Origin of the sequence: Ferrovibrio sp. (assembly GCF_046297595.1) — a bacterium.
GTDB lineage: Bacteria > Pseudomonadota > Alphaproteobacteria > Ferrovibrionales > Ferrovibrionaceae > Ferrovibrio.
The window spans coordinates 30,426-51,957 of record NZ_JBKBHT010000010.1; the positions used below are offsets into that span (position 1 = coordinate 30,426).

The 21,532-nt window shown below is 62.9% G+C and carries 16 protein-coding genes; 7 read left to right on the forward strand and 9 right to left on the reverse strand.

All coding sequences use genetic code 11. The annotated features are described in order from the left end of the window. Positions 1–13: 13 nt before the first annotated feature. Positions 14–2,014, forward strand: coding sequence for an acetyl-CoA carboxylase biotin carboxylase subunit (locus tag ACK4FJ_RS19315; protein ID WP_409768359.1), 2,001 nt, complete (start codon positions 14–16; stop codon positions 2,012–2,014). 148 nt (positions 2,015–2,162) lie between these two features. Beyond that, on the forward strand, positions 2,163–4,397 hold the full coding sequence (locus ACK4FJ_RS19320; protein WP_409768360.1) for a methyl-accepting chemotaxis protein: 2,235 nt from the start codon (positions 2,163–2,165) through the stop codon (positions 4,395–4,397). A 6-nt stretch (positions 4,398–4,403) separates the two neighbouring features. Here the strand turns inward: ACK4FJ_RS19320 and recG are convergent, their stop codons facing one another. Further along, positions 4,404–6,515, reverse strand: a complete 2,112-nt coding sequence (gene recG, locus ACK4FJ_RS19325) for an ATP-dependent DNA helicase RecG (protein ID WP_409768361.1) — start codon at positions 6,513–6,515, stop codon at positions 4,404–4,406. A gap of 80 nt (positions 6,516–6,595) precedes the next feature. On the opposite strand from recG, the gene ACK4FJ_RS19330 reads away from it, so the two are divergent. Together ACK4FJ_RS19330 and mfd are read left to right on the forward strand one after the other, a co-directional pair. Further along, positions 6,596–6,862, forward strand: a complete 267-nt coding sequence (locus ACK4FJ_RS19330; RefSeq protein ID WP_409768362.1) for a succinate dehydrogenase assembly factor 2 — start codon at positions 6,596–6,598, stop codon at positions 6,860–6,862. Positions 6,863–6,866: 4 nt separating this feature from the next. Beyond that, positions 6,867–10,406, forward strand: coding sequence for a transcription-repair coupling factor (gene mfd, locus ACK4FJ_RS19335; RefSeq protein WP_409768363.1), 3,540 nt, complete (start codon positions 6,867–6,869; stop codon positions 10,404–10,406). Here the strand turns inward: mfd and ACK4FJ_RS19340 are convergent. Then, positions 10,403–10,933, reverse strand: coding sequence for a PAS domain-containing protein (locus ACK4FJ_RS19340; protein ID WP_409768364.1), 531 nt, complete (start codon positions 10,931–10,933; stop codon positions 10,403–10,405). The two genes, mfd and ACK4FJ_RS19340, sit on opposite strands and share 4 nt — an antisense overlap. A gap of 2 nt (positions 10,934–10,935) precedes the next feature. After that, on the reverse strand, positions 10,936–11,652 hold the full coding sequence (locus ACK4FJ_RS19345) for a DsbA family oxidoreductase (protein ID WP_409768365.1): 717 nt from the start codon (positions 11,650–11,652) through the stop codon (positions 10,936–10,938). 27 nt (positions 11,653–11,679) lie between these two features. On the opposite strand from ACK4FJ_RS19345, the gene ACK4FJ_RS19350 reads away from it, so the two are divergent. From ACK4FJ_RS19350 to kefC, 3 genes are read left to right on the forward strand one after another with little or no spacing between them, the layout of a single operon-like run. Next, positions 11,680–12,441, forward strand: a complete 762-nt coding sequence (locus ACK4FJ_RS19350; RefSeq protein WP_409768366.1) for an SDR family oxidoreductase — start codon at positions 11,680–11,682, stop codon at positions 12,439–12,441. Between the two features lie 15 nt (positions 12,442–12,456). Next, complete coding sequence (locus ACK4FJ_RS19355) at positions 12,457–13,068, forward strand: NAD(P)H-dependent oxidoreductase (RefSeq protein ID WP_409768367.1); 612 nt, start codon at positions 12,457–12,459, stop codon at positions 13,066–13,068. A 7-nt stretch (positions 13,069–13,075) separates the two neighbouring features. Continuing rightward, positions 13,076–14,884 (forward strand): glutathione-regulated potassium-efflux system protein KefC, encoded by a 1,809-nt coding sequence (gene kefC, locus ACK4FJ_RS19360; protein ID WP_409768368.1) that lies wholly within the window; start codon positions 13,076–13,078, stop codon positions 14,882–14,884. Between the two features lie 4 nt (positions 14,885–14,888). Here kefC and ACK4FJ_RS19365 read toward each other — a convergent pair whose 3' ends face one another. The 6 genes from ACK4FJ_RS19365 to ACK4FJ_RS19390 all read right to left on the reverse strand — a co-directional run bounded on the left by ACK4FJ_RS19365 (position 14,889) and on the right by ACK4FJ_RS19390 (position 21,531). Then, entirely contained in the window at positions 14,889–16,400 is a 1,512-nt protein-coding gene (locus ACK4FJ_RS19365) for an acyl-CoA synthetase (protein ID WP_409768369.1), read from the reverse strand. A 5-nt stretch (positions 16,401–16,405) separates the two neighbouring features. Further along, the gene (locus ACK4FJ_RS19370; RefSeq protein ID WP_409768370.1) at positions 16,406–17,638 is read right to left on the reverse strand and encodes an MFS transporter; all 1,233 of its coding nucleotides are present in this window, start codon (positions 17,636–17,638) and stop codon (positions 16,406–16,408) included. Between the two features lie 12 nt (positions 17,639–17,650). Continuing rightward, on the reverse strand, positions 17,651–18,961 hold the full coding sequence (locus ACK4FJ_RS19375; protein ID WP_409768371.1) for a TRAP transporter large permease: 1,311 nt from the start codon (positions 18,959–18,961) through the stop codon (positions 17,651–17,653). Then, positions 18,958–19,476: a TRAP transporter small permease gene (locus ACK4FJ_RS19380; protein ID WP_409768372.1), complete on the reverse strand. Its 519-nt coding sequence runs from the start codon at positions 19,474–19,476 to the stop codon at positions 18,958–18,960. Before ACK4FJ_RS19380 ends, ACK4FJ_RS19375 begins: the two co-directional genes overlap by 4 nt. An 11-nt stretch (positions 19,477–19,487) precedes the next feature. Continuing rightward, complete coding sequence (gene dctP / locus ACK4FJ_RS19385; RefSeq protein ID WP_409768373.1) at positions 19,488–20,498, reverse strand: TRAP transporter substrate-binding protein DctP; 1,011 nt, start codon at positions 20,496–20,498, stop codon at positions 19,488–19,490. Between the two features lie 154 nt (positions 20,499–20,652). Then, entirely contained in the window at positions 20,653–21,531 is an 879-nt protein-coding gene (locus tag ACK4FJ_RS19390) for an MBL fold metallo-hydrolase (RefSeq protein ID WP_409768374.1), read from the reverse strand. Between the last annotated feature and the right edge of the window lies 1 nt (position 21,532).

Consider the following 21,532-nt stretch of genomic DNA (forward strand, 5'->3'; position numbering starts at 1 on the left):
GGTGGCGCGTATCATGGCAACCAAGCTGTTCACCAAGATCCTGATCGCCAACCGTGGCGAAATCGCCTGCCGTGTCATCAAGACCTGCCGCAGGCTGGGCATCAAGACCGTGGCGGTCTATTCCGATGCCGACGACGGTGCGCTGCATATGCGCATGGCTGACGAGGCGATCCATATCGGCCCCTCGGCGGCGGCCGAGAGCTACCTGGTGATCGACAAGATCGTCGCCGCCTGCAAGAAGACCGGCGCGCAGGCGGTGCATCCGGGCTATGGCTTCCTGTCCGAGAACCGTGCCTTTGCTGCCGCGCTGAAGGACGCCGGGATCGCCTTCATCGGCCCGAACCCGGACGCGATCTATGCCATGGGCGACAAGATCGAGTCCAAGAAGCTGGCCAAGCAGGCCGGCGTCTCCACCGTGCCGGGTTACCTGGGCGCCATCGCCACCACGGCGGAAGCCGTGAAAATCGCCACCGAGATCGGCTTCCCGGTGATGATCAAGGCCTCGGCCGGCGGTGGTGGCAAGGGCATGCGCATCGCGCGCTCCGCCGACGAGGTGGCACAAGGCTTTTCGTCGGCCACCAATGAGGCGAAGAACTCGTTCGGCGATGACCGCGTATTCATCGAGAAATACATCGAGCAGCCGCGCCATATCGAAATCCAGGTGCTGGGCGACAAGCACGGCAACGTGATTTATCTGGGCGAACGCGAGTGTTCGATCCAGCGCCGGCATCAAAAGGTGATCGAGGAGGCCCCGAGTCCCTTCCTTGACGAGAAGACCCGCAAGGCGATGGGCGAACAGGCCGTCGCCCTGGCCAAGACGGTGAACTACGATAGCGCCGGCACGGTCGAATTCATCGTCGGTCCGGATCGCAGCTTCTATTTCCTTGAGATGAACACTCGCCTGCAGGTGGAGCATCCGGTCACCGAACTGATCACCGGCATCGACCTGGTCGAGCAGATGATCCGCGTCGCAGCAAACGAGAAACTGACCATCGCGCAGTCCGATGTGAAGCTGAACGGCTGGGCCGTCGAGGCCCGCATCTACGCGGAAGATCCGCTGCGCGGCTTTCTGCCCAGCACCGGCCGCCTTGTGCGCTGGCGCACCGCGCCGGAATCCGATGTCATCCGCAACGACACCGGCGTCGTGGAGGGCAGCGAGATCAGCATGTTCTACGATCCGATGATCTCTAAGCTCTGCAGCTTCGGCAAGGATCGCGACACGGCCATCTCCACGCTCTCGGCCGCGCTGGACGAGACCTGGATCGCCGGTATCGGCCATAACGTCAATTTCCTCTCTGCCGTGCTGGATCACCCGCGCTTCCGCGAGGGCCGGCTGTCGACCAATTTCATCGCCGAGGAATGGCCGGCGGGGTATGGCGGCACGGTACTGCCGGAAGGCCGGCAAAGCGCGATGCTGGCGGTTGCGGCTCTGCTGCACATCCGCAACGAATTCCGCGCCCGTCATCTGGGCGGCAAGCTGGGCCTGCCGGAATGGGAACCGGGCGCCGAATGGATCGCGGTACTGAACAAGGTTGAATACCCGCTCCATGTCGCCAATGCCGATGGCGGCATTGACGTGAAAGTTGGGAAGGGCAAGACGCTGAAGGTGCGCAGCGACTGGAAGCCGGGCCAGCCCTTCTTCCGCGGCAGCGTGAACGGCCAGACTGTAGTGGCGCGCGTGTCGGCCCGGCCGGATGGCGTCCGCATCGTGCATGGCGGCGCCGAACTGGATGTCGCCGTGCGCACGCCGCGCGCGGCCGATCTGGCGCGGCTGATGCCCGAGAAACTGCCGCCCGACATGTCGAAATTCCTGCTCTGCCCGATGCCGGGCCTGGTGGTTTCGATCAATGTCGCTGAAGGCGAACCGGTGAAGGCCGGTCAGGCTCTGGCCGTAGTGGAAGCCATGAAGATGGAAAACGTGCTGCGCGCCGAACGCGATGGCACGGTGAAGAAAGTCAATGCCAAGAAGGGCGACAGCCTCGCCGTCGATCAGGTGATCCTGGAATTCGCCTGAACGTTGTATGGCGATAGCGACTGAACAAGGCCCGCCAGAAATGGCGGGCCTTTTCTGTGCATATCTCGACAAATTTTGCAGATGTCACTCGGCTGTCACGTTGCGCCGCTAAGGCTGGCGCAAGCAATAATGACTCCCCGGTTTGTTCATGCGTATTTCCATCGGTCAGCGGATCGGCGCCATTATACTTGGCGCCATTCTGGCGATCATCGTGGCAGTGGCAGCGGGCATATATGAACGGCAGGCCATAGCCGGCGTGGAGCGACAGGTGGCGGCCGCGACCGCAATACAGTTTGCGGCACAGAGCCTGGACAAGCGTTTCATCGTGTTGCAGCAGACGGCTGAACGCCTGATAAGTGGTAACGATGCTGCGCTGGCTGTTAGCTTGCCACAGGATTGGGCTGCTATCGAAGCGGAGCTTGCCACATTACGTCGGGCCAGGCGAGATAGCGAGATCGGACCACTGGTCGAACGGCTGGCGCAACAGGCATCACCGCTCGGTCCGCTGAATACGCGCATGATTGAAAACCGTCGTGCCGTCGGCTTCGATAATGCTTCGGGCCAGCGCGGTGCCATGCTGCAGGCAGGCCATGCCTTCCAGAACAAGCTGGAAGAGGTGCGCGGCAAGGCGATAGGCATGACGTTCGATATCGCCAATCAACTGACCATCACGATGCTGCAGATGCGCGGCTTCGAGGTCGAATATGCCCTGAGCGGCGACCGCGCCAAATTTGAAGCCGAGCTTGCCAAGGCATCGGCGGAATTTCTCGGCATCCTAAAGACGGCGCCTTTTTTCGATACGGTGAAGGAAGAAGTCCGTACCCTGCTGGCGGCCTACATGGATGCCGCGCAGGCTTATGCGGCGGCATATGAGGCCCTGAATGCGAGTGCGGCCGAGTCCGGTCGGATACGCGAGGCGATTGCTCCCTTGCTGGCCGAACTAGTGCGCAATGCTGAGACGGCCGAAGCGACGGCGCGGGCACAGGCCGAGCAGACACGGGATCAGATTGTCATGGTGTCCGCTGGCGTAACCCTGGCCATGGTGCTGCTGATCATTCTGGCCAGTATCGTGGTCGCGCGCGGCATCCTGAATCCGATCCATCGCATGACATCGGCCATGAAGGCATTGGCCGAGGGCAATCTGGACATCGTTAGCCCCGATGCATCGCGCGGTGACGAGATCGGGGCCATGGCGCGGGCCTATGAAGTTTTCCGTGGCCACGAGACCGAACGCCGCCAGATGGCCAGGGCCGAGCAGCAGCGCGAACGGGCCCATGCCGCCGAGCAACAGGCCCAGCGCCAGCGCGAGGCTGCGATGGCCGCTGAAATTGCCGATTTGTCGAAGGCGGTATCCGAAGGTGACCTCGGCCGGCGACTCGACCTGGCCGGCAAGGAGGGCGATTTCCGCGAGGTCAGCCACAGCATCAACCGCTTGACCGACACGTTGGCCGGCGTGATCGGCGAATTGTCCGCCGTGCTGCAGGCCTTGGCCAATGGCGAGGTGGGGCGCAACATGCAGGGCGACTATCGTGGCGTGTTTGCCGACCTGAAGCAGGCGGCAAATGCGTTGTCGTCGCGGATGGGCGAATTCGCCGGCCGGCTCGGCGCCTCGACCCGTGCGGTCCGCGATGCCTCGGCAGAGATCACCGGTGGCGCCGAGGACCTGGCGCAGCGCACCGAACACCAGGCGGCCTCGCTTGAGGAGACGGCGGCGGCCATGCACCAGGTGACGGTCACGGTAAAGCAGAATGCCGAGAATGCCCGTGATGCCGACCGGCTGGCCGACGCGGCGCGCCGCAATGCCGAACGCGGCGGCGCAGTGGTGACGCAGGTGGTGGAAGCGATGGATCGCATCGCCGGTGGCGCGCGCCGGATTTCCGACATCATGGGGCTGATCGACGAGATCGCCTTCCAGACCAACCTGCTGGCCCTGAATGCCGCCGTGGAAGCGGCGCGGGCCGGTGAGGCCGGCAAGGGCTTTGCCGTGGTGGCGCAGGAAGTGCGCGCCCTGGCCCAACGTTCGGCGAATGCGGCTAAGGAGACCCGCGCCTTGATTGCAACATCGAATACCGAAGTGAAGGCCGGCACGGGGCTGGCGCATGAGGCTGGCGCCAGCCTGGGCGACATTGTCAATTCGATCCGCGAGGTATCTGTCATCGTGGCCGAGATCGCCAATGCCAGCGGCGAGCAGGCGCGTGGGTTGGAGCAGATCAATACGGCCATCGCCGGTATGGACGACATGACCCAGCGCAATGCCGCGCTGGTGGAGGAAACCCACGCCGCGTCCCGCACCCTCAGCCGTCAGGCGCAGGAACTGGCCGATCTGGTCGGGTTCTTCCGCCTGCGTGTCGAACACGCCGATCTGGCCGCAGCAGCGGAATAGGCTCGGTCAGCCCGATTGCAGATACTGGATGGCGGCGTCGCGCTCAAAGAGGTATAGCAATTCAAGTAACGCGCGACCGCGTGGGCTGGCCAGTTTTGGATCGCGTTCCAGGATCAGCTTGGCATCGTCGCGGGCCGTGGCCAGCAATTCCGCATGGGCTGCCAGGTCGGCCAGCCTGAATTCGGGCAGGCCGCTTTGTCGTGTGCCCAGCACTTCGCCAGCGCCGCGCAGCTTCAGGTCCTCCTCGGCAATCTGGAAACCGTCGTCCGTCTCGCGGATGGTCTTCAGCCTAGCACGGGCCGTTTCGCCCAGCGGGCCGGAATAGACCAACAGGCAGGCGCCGGGTTTGCCGCCACGGCCCACCCGTCCGCGCAACTGGTGCAATTGTGCCAGACCAAATCGTTCGGCATGTTCGATCACGATCAGTGTGGCCTCGGGCACATCCACACCCACCTCGATCACGGTGGTGGCGACCAGCAGTTTCGAACGGCCACTGGCGAAGGCTTCCATGGCGGCATCCTTCTCGGCAGCGCCCATCTGGCCATGCACCAGCCCGACGCTGCCTTCGCCCAGTTCGGGTTCCAGCGCCAGCTTCAGGGCGGAGTGGCGTTCTGCGGCAGCGGCAAGGTCGCTTTGCTCGCTCTCCTCGACCAGCGGGCACACCCAGTAGACCCGTTCGCCGGATTGAATCTTGCGCTTCACCGCACCCACCACGTCGAGGAAGCGATCGGATGCGATGGTACGGGTATCGACCGGCGCGCGGCCGGGCGGCTTCTCGGTCAGCTTGGAGACGTCCATATCGCCATAGGCGGTCAGCGAGAGCGTACGCGGGATCGGCGTCGCCGTCATCACCAGAACGTCGACGCCACCTTTATCGCGCTGGCCCTTGGCAGCCAGACCGAGCCGCTGGCTCACGCCGAAGCGGTGCTGTTCGTCGATCACCGCCAGTGCCAGGTCCTTGAACACCACGTCGTCCTGGAACAGGGCATGGGTGCCCACAAGAATGTCGATCTCGCCGGCTGCTAGGCGCTGCAGCAGGGCGGCGCGGGCCTTGCCCTTGTCGCGACCGGTCAGCAGCGCGAGGGTCACGCCCAGTTGGCTGCAATAACGTTCCAGCGTCTCGGCATGCTGGCGGGCGAGGATTTCCGTCGGCGCCATCAGCGCGGCCTGCGCACCGGCCTCGACGCAGAGCAGCATGGCATTCAGCGCCACCATGGTCTTGCCGCTGCCCACATCGCCCTGCAGCAGCCGCAGCATGCGTTTGTCGGATGCCATATCGCCGGCGATCTCGCCATTGGCCTGCTTCTGGGCATTGGTCAGCGGCCAGGGCAGAAGTTTCTCCAGAGCATCGCGCAACCGCCCGTCGCCCTGCAGCAGCCGTCCGCTCAGCCGCTTCAGGCGCCGGCGCACCAGCAGCAGGGCCAGCTGGTTGGCCAGCAATTCATCATAGGCCAGACGCTGAAGCGGCAGGCTGTCTTTTTCCAGATCGACCTGGCTGTCGGGGCGGTGTGCGGCGAACAAAGCCTCGCGCCAGTCCGGCCAGTCCTGCCGGCGCTTGTATTCCGGATCGAGCCAGTCGGGCAGGGGCGGTGCCTTGGCCAGGGCGTGGTCGATGATCTTGGCCAGCGTGCGCGGCGCCACGCCGGCGGTGAGCGGATAGACCGGTTCAACGGCGGCCAGCTGCTCGATTTCCTCCGGGGTGCCAAAGCGGTCGGGATGGGTCATCTGGACCTGACCGTCGAACAGTTCGACCAGGCCGCTCACCAGCCGGATTTCGCCTTCCGGCAGACTGCGTTTCAGGAAGTCTTCGCGGCCGTTGAAGAAGACCAGCGTGATCCGGCCGCTGCCGTCATGGGCGGTGATCTTATAGGGTATGCGCGGGTTGCGCGGCGGCAGGTGGCGGTCGATGGTGATTTCCAGCGTGGCGATGCGGCCCGGCTCAGCCTCGGCCACGGCCGGCCGGTAGCGCCGGTCGATCAACCCAGAGGGCAAGTGCCACCACAGGTCCAGCACCCGGCCGCCGCCGACCAGCTTTTCCACCAGCGGGGCGAGCTTGGGCCCGCAGCCTTTCAGGCTGGTGATCGGGGCGAAGGCGGGAAACAGCGATTCCGGGCGCATAAAGGGCTGAAAATTCCGGGGAAACCTTGAGAATCCGTGGCTTGGCGTACTATATCCTGCCTTCACCCCGGAGGCACCCCATGGCAGAGGATACCGAAACCCGGCGCAAGCGCCTGCTGCATCGCAGCCGCTATACCGGCATGAAGGAGACCGACATCCTGCTCGGCAGCTTTGCCGCGCGCCATCTGCCGACCTTCACCGACCGCGAACTCGACCAGTATGAAAGCCTGCTGGAGAATTACGACGATCCCCAGATCTATGCCTGGGCCATCGGCCGCGATCCGGTCCCGCAGCATCTGGATACCGGGGTGATGAAGCTGCTCAGAGCCTACAGGCTGCCCCTCTGATCCCATGAGTTTTGTCCTGCCGGATATCCTGACCCGGCCGGGCCGCTGGGCATTGGCCGGCGCGCCGGAAGGGCAGGACGTGCGCCTGCTGATCGCGCTGGTGCAGCGCCAGCAGGGCGGCAGCGTGCTGCATGTCTGTCGCGACGATGCCCGCATGGCGACCGTCGAGGCGGCGCTGAAATTCTTTGCGCCCGACCTGCCCGTGCTGACCCTGCCGGCCTGGGACTGCCAGCCCTATGACCGCGTCTCGCCCAATGCCGAGATCGCCGCCCGGCGCATGGATACGCTGAACCGGCTGGCGACCAGGCAGGACGGCCAGCCCCTGCTGCTGCTCACCACGGTGAATGCGGCCTTGCAACGCCTGCCGCAGCCGGATTATTTCGGCAATACCGGCTTCCGCGCCGCCAAGGGCGAGCGCGTCGCACCGGAAAAGCTGGTCGAATATCTGTCGCGCAACGGTTATACGCGCGTCTCGACCGTGAACGAGTCCGGCGAATTTGCCGTACGCGGCGGCCTGGTAGACCTGTTCCCGCCGGGCAGCGAGGCGCCGTACCGGCTCGACTTCTTCGGCGATGAGGTGGAAAACATCCGCCGCTTCGATCCCGCCTCCCAGCGTACCATCGGCGCCGCTGACGAACTCTCGCTTACCGCGATGAGCGAGGTGCCGCTGGACGAGGAGGCGATCGGACGCTTCCGCAGTGGCTATCGCGAACTCTTCGGCACCGTCACCAAGGAAGACCCGCTTTACGAAGCGGTTTCTGCCGGCCGGCGCCAGATCGGCATGGAACACTGGCTACCGCTGTTTTTCGACCACCTGGCCACAGTGTTCGACTATCTGCCCCAGGCTGTGGTGACATTGGACCACCTGACCGGGGACGCGGCCGATGAGCGGCTGAAGACGATCGCCGACCATTACGACGCCCGGCGCGCTGCGATGAAGCGCGGGTTGGAAGAGGGCGGGGCGCCCTACAAGCCATTGCCGCCGGATCGTCTGTATCTAACGGCTGGCGAATGGACCTCCCGGCTGGAGAAGCGGGCATTGGGTCTGCTCCATCCCTTCGATGCCGTAGGGGGCGCGGATGTCACCGTGGTCGACCTGGGCGGCAGGCCCGGCCGCGACTTTGCACCAGAACGCACTCAAGCGGCGCAGGCGGCCGAGCACAAGGCCGCCAGCCAGGTCAGCGTCTACGATGCGCTGGGCGGTCATCTGGCCAAACAGGCACAGGCCGGCCGGCGCGTGCTGTTCGCCACCTTCTCGGTGGGTGCGCTGGACCGCCTTGGGCATATCCTGAAGGATCATGGTCTGGATGCGCCGCAGCCGGTGGAAAGCGCTGCCGAGCTGGATGGCTTGCCCAAAAGCGTGGCTGCGATTGCCGTGCTGCCCATCGAGCATGGGTTTGAGGCCGCCGATTTGTGTGTGGTGGCCGAGCAGGACATTCTGGGCGACCGTCTGGTGCGGCCGCGCCAGAAAAAGCGCAGGGCCGAGAATTTCATCGCCGAGGCGAGCGCGCTTCAGCCCGGCGATTACGTGGTGCATATCGACCATGGTATCGGGCAGTACAAGGACCTTGTGACGCTGGACATCGCCGGCGCGCCCCATGACTGCCTGCTGCTGCATTACGATGGCGGCGACCGGCTGTATCTGCCGGTCGAGAATATCGAGATGCTGTCGCGCTACGGTTCGCCGGAAGCCGAGATAACGCTCGACAAGCTTGGCGGCGTGGCCTGGCAGAACCGCAAGGCGCGCATGAAGCAGCGCCTGAAGGACATGGCCGGCGAGCTGATGAAGATCGCCGCCCAGCGCGAATTGCGCCAGGGCGAACGGGTGCTGCCTCCGGATGGCCTGTATGAGGAGTTTTGCGCCCGTTTCCCCTACGATGAAACCGAGGATCAGGGCCGCGCCATCGAGGATACCCTGGACGATCTGGCCAGCGGCAAACCGATGGATCGCCTGATCTGCGGCGATGTGGGTTTCGGCAAGACTGAAGTAGCGCTGCGGGCGGCCTTTGCCGCCGCCATGGCCGGCCAGCAGGTGGCGCTGGTCTGCCCGACCACGCTGCTCTGCCGCCAGCATTTCCGCACCTTCGTGCAGCGCTTCCGCGGCCTGCCGGTGCGGATCGAGCAGCTGTCGCGCATGGTCTCGACCAAAACGGCAACCGAGGCCAAGAAAGGCCTGAAGGACGGCACGGTCGATATCGTGATCGGCACCCATGCCGTGCTGTCGAAGAGCATCGAATTCAAGCGGTTGGGCCTGCTAATCATCGACGAGGAACAGCATTTCGGCGTTAAGCACAAGGAGCGCCTGAAGCAGCTTCGCGCCGAGGTGCATGTGCTGACCATGTCGGCCACGCCGATCCCGCGCACCCTGCAGCTCGCGCTGTCCGGCGTGCGCGAACTCAGCCTGATCGCCACGCCGCCGGTCGACCGTCTGGCCGTGCGCACCTATGTAACGCCATTTGATCCGGTGGTGATCCGCGAAGCGCTGATGCGCGAGCATTTCCGTGGCGGGCAAAGTTTCTTCGTGTGCCCGCGTATCGAATACCTCGACACCGCCATGGCCTTCATCCGCGAGCATGTGCCGGAACTGAAAGCCGTGGTGGCGCATGGCCAGATGGCGGCGACCGACCTCGACGACGTCATGAACGCGTTCTACGACCGGCGCTATGATGTGCTGGTTGCCACCAACATCGTGGAAAGCGGCCTGGATATTCCGTCGGCTAATACGCTGGTCGTCTATCGCGCTGATCTTTTCGGTCTGGCGCAGATGTATCAGCTGCGTGGCCGCGTCGGGCGTTCCAAACTGCGTGCCTATGCCTATTTCACCTACCAGGCCGGGCGTTTGCTGAATGCATCGGCGGACCAGCGTCTGCGCGTTCTGCAGAGCCTGGACAGTCTGGGTGCAGGATTCACCCTGGCATCCCATGACCTCGATTTGCGCGGTGCCGGCAACCTGCTTGGCGAGGAGCAGTCAGGCCATATCCGCGAGGTTGGCTTCGAACTGTATCAGGAGATGCTGCAGGATGCGATTGCCGAAGCTCGGGCCTCGGCGCGCGGAGAGGGCAGCCTGCATGGCGAGAAATGGTCGCCGCAGATTCAGATCGGCACGGCGGTGTTGATTCCGGACAGTTACGTAGCGGACCTGAACCTGCGCATGCAGCTTTACCGTCGTGTCGCCGAGCTGGAAAATCGTGCCGAGATCGATGCTTTCGCCGCCGAGTTGATTGACCGGTTCGGGCCGCTGCCAGCCGAAGTGCAGCATCTTCTGGATATCGTGGCGATCAAGAAGCATTGCCGCGATGCCAATATCCTGAAGATCGAGGCCGGCCCAAAGGGCGCCACGCTTACTTTCCGCGACAATAGTTTTGCCGATCCGGCCGGACTGGTGCTGTTCATCCAGTCGGAACGCGGCAAGGCCAAGCTGCGGCCGGACCACAAGGTGGTATTCATTCACGATTGGCCGGAACCGGAGGATCGCCTGAAGGGCGTGATGCATATCGCCTCGCGGCTCGGCGAAATCGCCCAGAAGGCGAGGAAGGCGGCCTAGCTGGCCGGCTGGCCAGGCGGTCGCTCGGCTTTTCCCGGTGGGAAACTTTGTCCCGCCCCGATATAGGCGACCTCGCCATCCGGGCCGAACAACGGCACGGCCACCACTTCGAGCAGCCAGTCTTCCCCCAGAACCCGCGCCTGGGCATGGCCGTAAACCGGCCGCGCCGCATGAAAAACCATCGTTGCCCCTTTCAGGATGAAGGGGCGGATGGTGGGATCGGGATGCTCGTCGAGCCATTTTCCCGTCAGTTCGTATCCCAGCCGCTGCACGATGTCGGTGCCGATCAGGCGATAGCGGAACCGCAGCGGATCCGGCTGTACCTCAAGCAGCGACAACGAGCCAAGCAGAAAGCGCAGGCGCAGGGGATCGAGGAAGCCCTTATCAGGTAGTGAACCCGAGCCACTTGCATCGAACCACAATTGAAGGAACTGCCGGACGTTGGAATCCTGGATGCGGTGCGCATCGGAGATGAATTCCAGAGAGGGGGCGCCCTGCGACAGGGCCGAGGGGCCGGCCAGCTCCATGGTCAATCCTGATTCGCTTCCGGCGGTTCGGTGGCAATCTTGTCGATCACCTGCAGCAGCACATCCGGCGTCTGCGCGCCCGGCACGCCATAACGGCGTTCAAAAATGAAGAAGGGCACGCCGGTTATGCCAAGTTCACGTGCCATGCGGTCTTCATCCTCGATGACATCGGCGTCGCGGCCTTCATCGAGCAGCGTCTTGACAAGTGCGCCGTCCATGCCTTCGGCGGCAGCGGCATCGGCCAGCACCTGATGGTCGCCGATATCCTGGCCCTCCAGGAAATATAGCCGGAACAGACGCTCCTTCAGGGCATTCTGCACGCCGGCCGAGAGGGCCCAGCGCAGGGTGCTGTGGGCGGCCAGGGTATTGGGTGTACGTTTGATGCCTTCGAAATCGAAGGCAATGTTTTCCTTGGCGCCTTCGGCGGCGACACGGGCATAGATTTCCTTCGCCCGAGCCGGGCCACCGAACTTGGCCTCCAGGTAGCTTTTCCGGTCGGCACCTTCGCGGGGCATGTCCGGATTGAGCTGGAACGGGCGCCAGCCGATCTCGAACTCGATATCGGGGCGCTGGGCCATGGCCTGTTCCAGGCGGCGCTTGCCGATGAAGCACCACGGGCAGATGACGTCGGAAACGATTTCGATGCGCATGCCGTAAGGGTAGCGCAGTCCTCCCGGTCCGGCCAGTCCCTTGACCGAGTGGCGGTGAAAGTCGACCATGATGCGGTAGAAAATCTGGAGGAATCAATGAGCCAGGGCGTGAATCTGAAGGGCAAGGTGGCGGTGGTGACCGGGGCCAGCAGCGGACTGGGCGAACGGTTCGCTGAGATTCTCAGCAATGCCGGAGCGAGCGTTGCGCTGGCCGCGCGCCGGACCGACCGGCTCGCCGACCTGGCCGGCAAGATCACGGCGGCCGGCGGCCGGGCCATTACCGTGAAGTTGGACGTGAACGACCACGCCAACATCCAGGCCGCCTTTGCCGAGATCGAACAGCAGCTCGGCGGTGTGGATATCCTGATCAACAATTCGGGTGTGAACAAACAGGCTCGCATCGTTGACGTGACGCCCGAGGATTTCGATTTCGCCATGAACACCAACGCCAAGGGCGCCTTCTTCGTGGCCCAGGCGGCGGCGAAGGACATGATCGCGAAGAAAAAGGCCGGACGGATAATCAACATCGCCTCGGTTGCGGGCCTGCGCGTGCTGAGCCAACTGTCGGTCTACTGTATGTCGAAAGCGGCAGTCGTGCAGATGACCAAGGCGATGGCCCTGGAATGGGCGCGCTATGGCATCAACACCAATGCGATCTGCCCGGGCTATATCGAAACCGAGATCAATCGCGAATACTGGGGCACACCCGGTGGCCAGAAACTCATTGAGATGCTGCCGCGTCGCCGGGTTGGCGAACCGAAAGACCTTGACGGCCTGCTTCTACTTCTGGCTTCCGATGAAGCACGGTTCATCAACGGCGCCATCATCGCTGCCGATGACGGACTGGCCGTGATGTAACGCTTACGTGAAGGTATGGGGGTGACGGATAGCTTGAAAACGGAGAGGCCAAAAATCCTGGTGCTGTTCGCGCACCCCTATCCTCAGCACTCGCGGATCAACGTGGCGATGGTGAAGGCCATCCGCGATCTTCCGCATGTGACTCTGCATGATCTGTATGAGACATATCCCGACTTTCACATTGACATGAAGCGGGAGCAGGCCCTTCTGGAGGCGCATGACGTGATCGTCATGCAGCACCCGTTATATTGGTATTCCTGTCCATCGCTGTTGAAAGAATGGATGGACAGCGTGCTGGAATATGGCTGGGCCTATGGCACGGGCGGCACCAGGCTGCGCGGCAAGGAATTGGTGCAGGCGGTATCCACCGGCGGCCCCGGCCATGCCTACCAGCCGGACGGCTACAATGGCCTGACCATGGCGGATTTGCTGAAGCCTTTCGAACGTACGGCAATCCTGTGCGGTATGACCTATGGCAGACCTTTCCTGTTTCAGGGGGCGCGCCTGAGATCGGTGGATGATATTGCCGCCCATGCGACAGCCTATCGGGAATGGCTGAACGACTACCCGCATCCCGGTCACGGCGTCGGCTGCGATCAGCCGGCGGTGCCGGCCAGCGACAGGTGAAGGGGTCATGGACGGACTTCTGCTGAATGCCGTGATCTACCTGGCCGCTGCGGTCATCGCGGTACCGATTGCCAAAAGGCTCGGCTTGGGGTCGGTTCTGGGTTACCTGATCGCCGGTATCGTGGTTGGGCCCTGGGGCCTGAAGCTGATCACCGACGTGGATGCAATCCTGCATTTTTCCGAATTCGGCATCGTCCTGCTGCTGTTTGTGATCGGGCTGGAACTGAATCCGCGCCGCCTGTGGCAGATGCGGTGGCCGATCCTGGGCCTGGGCGGCGGGCAGGTTGCCGGGTGTACACTTGCGCTGACCGCGCTGGGGTTGTCGCTGGGCTGGTCGTGGCAGATGGCGCTGGCCGCAGGTCTTGGCCTGTCGCTGTCTTCCACCGCCATCGCCTTACAGCCGCTCACCGAACGCAGCCTGCTGGGCACGCCGGGCGGACGCTCGGCCTTTTCCATCCTGCTGTTCCAGGACATCGCGGTGATCCCGATGCTGGCGCTGCTGCCCCTGCTAGGCGGGGTGACGGCACTGGAGGGAGATGGCGAGGCCGGCTGGGTCGGTGCCCTGAAAGCCGTGGCAGCTGTAGCGATCGTCATCTTCGGCGGCCGTTTCCTGACCCGGCCGGTCTTCCGCCTGATCGCTGCCACAGGTCTGCGCGAAATCTTTACCGCCGTGGCGCTGCTGCTGGTGATGGGCATTGCGCTGCTGATGCAGTTGGCTGGTCTGTCGATGGCGCTGGGGACATTCCTGGCAGGCGTGCTGCTGGCAGAGTCGGAATACCGGCACGAGCTTGAAAGCGATATCGAGCCATTCAAGGGACTCCTGCTCGGGCTGTTCTTCACGGCAGTCGGCATGTCGGTCGATTTCGGACTGCTGTTCAGCGAACCGGGCAAGGTCCTGGGACTCGTTGCGGCGTTGCTGGCGATCAAGGCCGCAATCCTTCTGACCGTGGCCCGCATCGCCCGCCTGCCCGGAAGCCAGATCGCGTTGTTCGCGTTCCTGCTGGCCCAGGGCGGTGAATTCGCCTTCGTTCTGTTCGGCAGCGCGGCAGGCGTCGGCGTGATGGATTCAGAAACCGTGGCGCTGTTGACCGTTGTGGTCGCATTGTCGATGGCGACGGCACCGTTGCTCGTGGTGGTGAATGACCGTCTGATCGAACCGCGTTTCTCTCGTATCGAGACACGAGCGCACGATGTGCCGGAGGACGAAGGCAATCCCGTGATCGTGGCTGGCTTTGGCCGGTTCGGACAGATCGTGGTGCGCCTGCTGTATGCCAACGGGATCGGCGTCACGGTTCTGGATCATGACCCAGAAATCATCGATACACTGCGCCGCTTCGGATTCAAGGTATTCTACGGTGATGCCACCCGGATAGACCTGCTGGAAGCGGCCGGCGCAGCCAAGGCGAGGATTCTAGTGATCGCCGTGGACAGCCAGGAAGCATCGCTGGCCCTGGCCGATCTGGCGCGGCAGCATTTTCCGCACCTCAAGATCATAGCCCGCGCCCGCGACCTGCCGCATGCGGTGGAACTGATGAACCGCGATATCCCGGTGATCGAGCGCGAAACCTTCCATTCGGCATTGCGGCTAGGCGAGGAGACGCTGAAAGCCCTGGGCCAGCCGGCCTATGCCGCACGCAAGAAGACCCTGACTTTCCGGCAGCATAACGAGGAGCTGCTGAAACAGATTCATGCTCATTGGGGCGAGGATATGGACAAGCGCATCACCCTGCAGCAGCAGGCGCGCGCCCGGTTGCAGCAGAATCTGGAAGCCGACGAAAAGGCCCAGCAGGAAGTCCGCGGTCTCGGCTGGGACTGAAGCCTCAGGTATCGGCCAGTTTTTTCCGCTGCACCTTGCCGTTCGCCGTACGCGGCAGGCTGGCGACGAAACGCCATTCGCGCGGGCATTTGTAAGCGGCCAGGCGCTGTTCGGCGAAGGTGGCCATTTCGTCATGGCTGGGCGATTGGCCCTCGCGCAGCACGATGAAGGCTCCGATCACGGAAACGTCGCTGCGCACGCGCAGTTCGGTGACGGCAACCTCTGCCACGGCGGGATGTTCGGCTATGGCCATTTCGACCTCCACCGGAGAGACTCGATAGCCCATGGCATTCATCACGTCGTCGTTGCGGCCATGATGCCAGACATACCCGTCCTCATCGATGCTGGCCAGGTCGCCGCCGCAGAACCATTCGCCGCGATAGACCAGGGCCTCTTCCTCCGGCCGATGCCAGTAACCCAGCATCAGCGAGGGCTCAGAGCGATGCACGGCCAGAAGGCCTGTGGCGCCCTGGGGAAGAACAGCGGAAGTATCGGGATCGAGGATCGCGACGCGACGGCCCGGTTGCGGCCTGCCGGGACTGCCTGGTTTGATCGCCATGCCCGGGCCGGTGGAGATGTAGGTCGAAATCTCCGACATGCCGAGCGCCTCGTAGAGCGGTTTGCCGGTGCGCGTCTGCCATTCGTCCAGCAGCGCCGGCGGCAGGGCTTCGCCGGCGGTGACGCCATGGCGGAAAGCCGACAGGTCATACGCTCCCAGATCGCAGTATTTCAGGATCTGTCGATACAGCGTCGGCACGGCGGCGAACATGGTGGCGCGATGCTTTTCCAGCAGCCGCGGCCAGACCTGGATGTCGCGATGGCCGTTATACAGCACCGTGGTGGCGCCAACGCCCCAGGGATCGACCAAGCCGACACCCAGCGTATATGTCCAGTTGAACGCGCCGGCATGCAGCATCACGTCGCTTTCGCTTAGGCCCAGCCAGCCCTGATGCATCGGGCGGCGACCCCAGGCGGCGCGATGGGCATGCAGCACACCCTTCGGTTTGCCGGTTGTGCCCGAGGTATAGACTAGATAGGCCGGATCGTCGGCGGCCGTATCGGCATATTCGGGCAACGGCGCGAACTGCTTCAAACTCGCCAGCCTGGCCGGATCGAGCAGGACTACGTCGGAGGGCAGTGTCAGGTCGCGAGCCAGTTCGGCGCTGGCAGCCACAACAGAAGCGCCGGAATTCTCCAGCAGGTAGGCGGCCTCGGCAGGCGTGAGCTGGGCGCTGGAGGGCAGGGCGACAAAGCCTGCCGCCATGGTGGCGAAATAGGTCAGCGCGTAATCGGCATCGTTGGCCATGCGGATCATGATGCGGCTGCCGGGTGCCAGCCCCAGGCTCTGCAGGCCGGCGGCCAGCTGGCGCACCGCCACATCGACCTCGCCGAAGGTCATGCGGAATTCACCGCTTTCGCCAACCAGGATCATCGCCGTTTTGTTCGGGCGCAGCCTCGCGTTCTCGGCCAGGCAGTAGCGGGCGATGTTGAAACGGGGGCTGACAGGTTCGGTCATGACAATCAGGCAATCTGGTGGGGTTTGGCGTCCGGTGTGCGCAGATAGAACAGCAGCGCGGTGAGCAGCAGGATAGTCTGTACACCGAACAGGATACGATAATCCAGTTCGCCAGCCTGGCTACCTTTCGGGGCCAGCCAGCCCATGAGGTAGCCGGTCAGGATCTGCTGGAAGGCGCCACCGCCCATTGTGCCTATATTCAGGGTGGTAATGCCGCGCCCGGCCAGTTCCGCCGGAAAAACCGAGCGGGCATGGGCGAAGATCATCACCACGCAGCCATTCATGACCCCCATCACGGTGAACAGGATGGTGATCACGGCGACGCTTAAACCCGGGATGAGAACCAGGACCAGCAGGCACAGGATCTGCGCGCCGAGGCCGACTGCAAGCAGCCATTTGCGCGTGTTAAACACGCGGTCGAGCGGCCCCCAGATGAAATAGCCACCGGCCGCGCCCGCCGCCATGAAGATGAGGACATTGCCGCGCGCCTTGGCATCCATGCCGTGGACGTCATGCAGATAAGGCCCGGCCCAGAGGCCCAGGATGGTGATGAAGGTGGCATAGGCTGTGAAGATGATGATGAAGAGGTGAGGGAATGCCGGATGCTTCATCACCGTCGCCACGCCGCGCAGGGCCTGTCCCAGGGATTCGCCGGCACCCGGACGGGCCTTGGCCGGATTGGGGTGGTCATGGATGGCCCAGAAGGACAGCGCCAGCAGCGCCAGTGTCATTGCCGCAGTGACATAGAATGCCGCGCGCCAGCCGAAAGCCGCAGTGAACCATGCCAGCGGCGCAGTGGAGGCAATCACACCAAGATTACCCACGGCGATCAGGATGCCCGACATCTGGGCGAACTTCTCCGGGCTGAACCAGCGCGAGAACAGCACCATCGGACCGGTCAGCAGAGCGGCGCAGCCGAAACCGAGCACGACACGGGCCAGGCTGAGTTCGGTGAGATTGCGGCCGTGGGCGAAAGCCAGAGCGCCAATGAAAGCGATCACCAGTGTGACGATGATGGTGCGACGCGGTCCCCAGCGGTCGAGGGCGATGCCGACGGGCAGCTGGCTTACCGAGAAGGTGAGGAAAAAGGCGCCGGTCAGGATGCCCAAATCTTCCGGCGTGAGGCTCAATTCGGTCATCAGGTCGGGGCCGATCACCGCATTGGCGGACCGGTAGAACTGACTGATGATGTAAGTCAGGCAGGCGCAGAACAGGATGCGCCAGGCAATCGGCATCATCGCACCACGGCTTTATCTGCCCATCATGGTTTCCGGCAGCCAGGTGGCGATGCCGGGGAACAGGCACAGCAGGATGATGGCCACGACCATGCACATCATGAAGGGCAGGGCGCCTTTCAGGATGGTGGGAAGACGCACATCCGGCGCGATGCTGTTGATCACGAAGAGATTGAGGCCGACAGGCGGCGTGATCAGGCCAAGCTCCATGTTGATGGTCAGGATGACGCCGAACCAGACCGGATCGAAACCGGCATTGGCAATGATTGGCGCCAGGATCGGCGTGGTCATCAGGATGATGGCTGCCGGTGGCAGGAAACAGCCGGCAAACAGCAGCAGGATGTTGATGAACAGCAACAGGATCCAGCGGTTGACATCCAGTTCCGCGATCCATTGCGCGATAGACTGGGTCACGAAAAGGCTGGACATCATATAGCTGAACAAAATCGACGCGCCGATGATCATCAGCAGCATGCCGGATTCGCGCATGCCATCGCGCAGGATTTCCCAGAGCTGGTGCAGGTTCCATACGCGGTAAATCACGACAACCATCAGCAGGCACAGCATGGCGCCGACGCCGGCCGCTTCGGATGGTGTGGCGATGCCGCCATAGAGCGAATAGACGACGCCAACGATGACCAGGACAAAGGGGATCACGCGGGGCAGCAGTTCCACTTTTTCCGCCAGCGAATAGCGCCGACCGAAATCGGCCAGTTTCTCGCCACGGTGCCAGCTCAGGAACAGCGCCCAGGCCATGAACAGGGCCGTAAGCAGCAGGCCCGGCAGAACACCTGCGAGGAACAGCTTGCCGATCGAGGTTTCCGAGGCGATGCCATAAAGGATCATCGTCACGCTGGGTGGAATCAGGATGCCGAGCGTGCCGCCGGCGGCAATCGCACCGGTGGCAAGGTCGGCGGAATAACCGCGCTTGCGCATCTCCGGGATACCCATCTTGCCGATGGCGGCGCAGGTGGCGGGTGAGGAACCGGTGAGGGCGGAAAACAGCGCGCAGGCGCCGATGTTGGAAATGACCAGCGAGCCGGGCACGCGGTTCAGCCAGCGGTTCAGCACCTCGTAAAGGTCGGCGCCAGCCCGGGATGAAGCAACAGCCGCACCCATGATGACGAACATTGGGATGGAGACGAGGGTGAAATCATCCAGCCCGGCGAAGATAGTGTCCGCGAGGAAATCGATGCTGCCCCAGCCTTCCAGGGCGATCAGGAAGACGAGGGAGACGATACCGAGGCCGAAGGCGATGGGAATGCCGGTGGCAAGCACGGCAAGAGCAACGACGCAGATCAACGCGCCGAGATGAAGTTCGTTCACAGGCGGTCCTCAGGCTTGAGGCCGAACGGCATGTCGCGACCGGTGGCGATGGCCCAGATATCGGCGATGTATTGCAGGCAGAGCAGCCCCATGCCAACCGGCAGGGACAGATACGGGATCCATACGCGTGCCCGCCACATGGAACTGGTCAGGCGATTGGTCTCGAAGGCCTCATGCCACCAGAAGATCGAACTCCAGAACAAGACCGCACAGAAAACCAGGGCCAGCGTCGATGCCAGCAGGGCCATGGCGACCCGTGTCCTGTGCCCGGCAATGAGAGGAATGAGGTCGACATTCACATGACCACGGGTCAGCAGAACATAAGGCGCGCCAATGAATGTTGCCGATATGAGTGCGAAAATGACGAACTCGGTCTGCCAGATCGTCGACTGCTGCAGTACGGTGCGCTGGAAGATCATCTGGCAGACGATAATGATGCTGAGCAGGATCAGCAGGATGGCAACCACCCCGCTGATCCGCGACAGCAATCGTACCAAGGATACGAAGCGATCCATCTGTGTCGAGCTCAGCGCACCTGCAGAGCCTTGACGATCAGCGCCTTACCGTTCGGCACTTTTTCCGAGAAGGTCCGGTAGGAGCTGTTATTTGCCACTTCGCGCCATTTGGCAGCCTGCTCCTCGGTCATGGTCACGACCTTGACGTTGGCTTTCTTGAAAGCTTCCACCAGATTGTCGTCAAGTTTCTTCGACTCGGCGGCGAAGTAGTCCTCAGCCTTCTTCGACGCTTCCATGATGGCTTTCTTCTGGGCGTCGTTCAGCTTGTCGAAGCTGCGCTTGGACATCAGCACCGGTTCGTACATGAACCACAAGGCGTTGTCGCCCGGTGCCGTCAGGCAGGAAACCTGCTCGTACAGGCGGAAGGAAACGAAGCTGCCCGACGACGTGTCGGTGGCGTCCGCGACGCCGGTCTGCAGGGCGTTATAGACTTCGTTCGACGGGATGGAAACGATGGAAGCGCCGGCGCCGGCCCACATTTCGGCGAATGTCGCACCGGCTGAGCGGACCTTCAGTCCCTTGGCATCATTTGGCTCAAGGATGCAGTTCTTCTTCGATCCGAAGGCGCCCGCCAGCCACGCATCAGCCAGCACCACGACGCCCGCGTCGTTGATGATCTTTTTGATGTCCTGCATGAAAGGCGACGAATTTATGCGCTTGGCGTGGTCGTGATTCTTCACCAGGCCGGGCATCAGGGTGGCACCGAATTGCGGATGCTGGCCCGAAGCATAGTCCAGCGGGAAGGACGTAATGTCGATCTGGCCTTTGAGCATGGCATTCCACTGCTCGGTGGCTTTCACCAGGCTGGCGCCAGGATAGACCTTGATATCCAGACCGACATTGGCTTTCGCGACATCGCGGGCGATCATCTGCACCATTTCATCGCGTACATCGCCCTTGCCGCCGGGAAACTGGTGCGAAGCTTTCAGTGTGAGGTCAGCGGCATTGGCCGTGCCTGCCGCGAACAATCCGGCGGCCGCCAGCAGGGCGGCACCGGCCAAGCGATGCATCTGTCGAGTCATGGTGTTTCCTCCGTTTTGTTATGTAATTGTTTGATGGTCATACTAATAAAACGGTCCGGACCCAACAAGAAATCTCATGGCCGCTGATTTTTTGCGATGCACCCAGACCGTTTTTCACTTGACTGGTTGGCTTGCCTCGGATGGGCCAACTTGGTCAGGAACGAGGCAGTGCCACCACCGCCTCGCCATGGCGGGCCATGCCGGTGACGGTGTCGAATTGCATCAGATCTTCACCGATCAGAACCGGCCCGTCGTAATCGGCACGGACTTCCGCCAGCAGGCTGGCTGAATCAAAGGCAACCGGAACGAAGTGGTTGAGAATCAGGCAGCGCGCACGGGCTTGCGCGGCCACCTTGCCGACCTCCGTCGATAGCGTGTGATAGCTGGCGACGTTCTCTATTGTTTCCGGCCCGCGCACGCCAGGCAGTGCCAGCATCTCGCGATGGATGAAACATTCATGCACCAGCGCATCGGCATCCTTGGCGGCCAGGATCAACTCGGGGCAGAAAGCGGTGTCACCGCTGAAGGCAACCTTCTGATGTCCATCGGTGAAGACATAGCCATAGGCGGCTTTTACAGGCTGGTGTCGCACCGCTACCGCGATCACGGTCAGTTCACCGTCGCGCAGCACGATGCCCGGTTCAACCTCGTTGATTTCAAGGTCCAACGCCACCGTCGAGGGGCGCTTTTCATGGGCGATGCGCTGTTCCAGCTCCGGACGCCACAAGGCCATCAGCCCATGCAGGTATTGCCGCGTGCCGGGCGGGCCGAAGATGCGCTGCGGGCGGTTCCGGCCCTGATGCCAGCTTGAGATGATCAACTGGAACAGGTCGACGATATGGTCGGAATGCAGATGCGTGAGGAATACGGCGTCAATGGCTTTGCCTGCGCTGCCCGCACCGAGCAGCCGTTGGGTGACGCCAGAACCACAATCGATCAGGAACTGGCGGTCATTCCAGCACAGCAGACTGGAAGGCCCGTAGCGGCGGGTCGAGACCTGGGGACAACCGGTGCCGAGCAGGGTGACGCGCATG

Excerpts from the sequence above, each read along its gene's own strand:
- ACK4FJ_RS19315 (WP_409768359.1), top strand. The coding sequence starts at position 14 with ATGGCAACCAAGCTGTTCACCAAGATCCTGATCGCCAACCGTGGCGAA.
- ACK4FJ_RS19320 (WP_409768360.1), top strand. The coding sequence starts at position 2,163 with ATGCGTATTTCCATCGGTCAGCGGATCGGCGCCATTATACTTGGCGCC.
- recG (WP_409768361.1), bottom strand. The coding sequence starts at position 6,515 with ATGCGCCCGGAATCGCTGTTTCCCGCCTTCGCCCCGATCACCAGCCTG.
- ACK4FJ_RS19330 (WP_409768362.1), top strand. The coding sequence starts at position 6,596 with ATGGCAGAGGATACCGAAACCCGGCGCAAGCGCCTGCTGCATCGCAGC.
- mfd (WP_409768363.1), top strand. The coding sequence starts at position 6,867 with ATGAGTTTTGTCCTGCCGGATATCCTGACCCGGCCGGGCCGCTGGGCA.
- ACK4FJ_RS19340 (WP_409768364.1), bottom strand. The coding sequence starts at position 10,933 with ATGGAGCTGGCCGGCCCCTCGGCCCTGTCGCAGGGCGCCCCCTCTCTG.
- ACK4FJ_RS19345 (WP_409768365.1), bottom strand. The coding sequence starts at position 11,652 with ATGGTCGACTTTCACCGCCACTCGGTCAAGGGACTGGCCGGACCGGGA.
- ACK4FJ_RS19350 (WP_409768366.1), top strand. The coding sequence starts at position 11,680 with ATGAGCCAGGGCGTGAATCTGAAGGGCAAGGTGGCGGTGGTGACCGGG.
- ACK4FJ_RS19355 (WP_409768367.1), top strand. The coding sequence starts at position 12,457 with ATGGGGGTGACGGATAGCTTGAAAACGGAGAGGCCAAAAATCCTGGTG.
- kefC (WP_409768368.1), top strand. The coding sequence starts at position 13,076 with ATGGACGGACTTCTGCTGAATGCCGTGATCTACCTGGCCGCTGCGGTC.
- ACK4FJ_RS19365 (WP_409768369.1), bottom strand. The coding sequence starts at position 16,400 with ATGACCGAACCTGTCAGCCCCCGTTTCAACATCGCCCGCTACTGCCTG.
- ACK4FJ_RS19370 (WP_409768370.1), bottom strand. The coding sequence starts at position 17,638 with ATGATGCCGATTGCCTGGCGCATCCTGTTCTGCGCCTGCCTGACTTAC.
- ACK4FJ_RS19380 (WP_409768372.1), bottom strand. The coding sequence starts at position 19,476 with ATGGATCGCTTCGTATCCTTGGTACGATTGCTGTCGCGGATCAGCGGG.
- dctP (WP_409768373.1), bottom strand. The coding sequence starts at position 20,498 with ATGACTCGACAGATGCATCGCTTGGCCGGTGCCGCCCTGCTGGCGGCC.
- ACK4FJ_RS19390 (WP_409768374.1), bottom strand. The coding sequence starts at position 21,531 with ATGCGCGTCACCCTGCTCGGCACCGGTTGTCCCCAGGTCTCGACCCGC.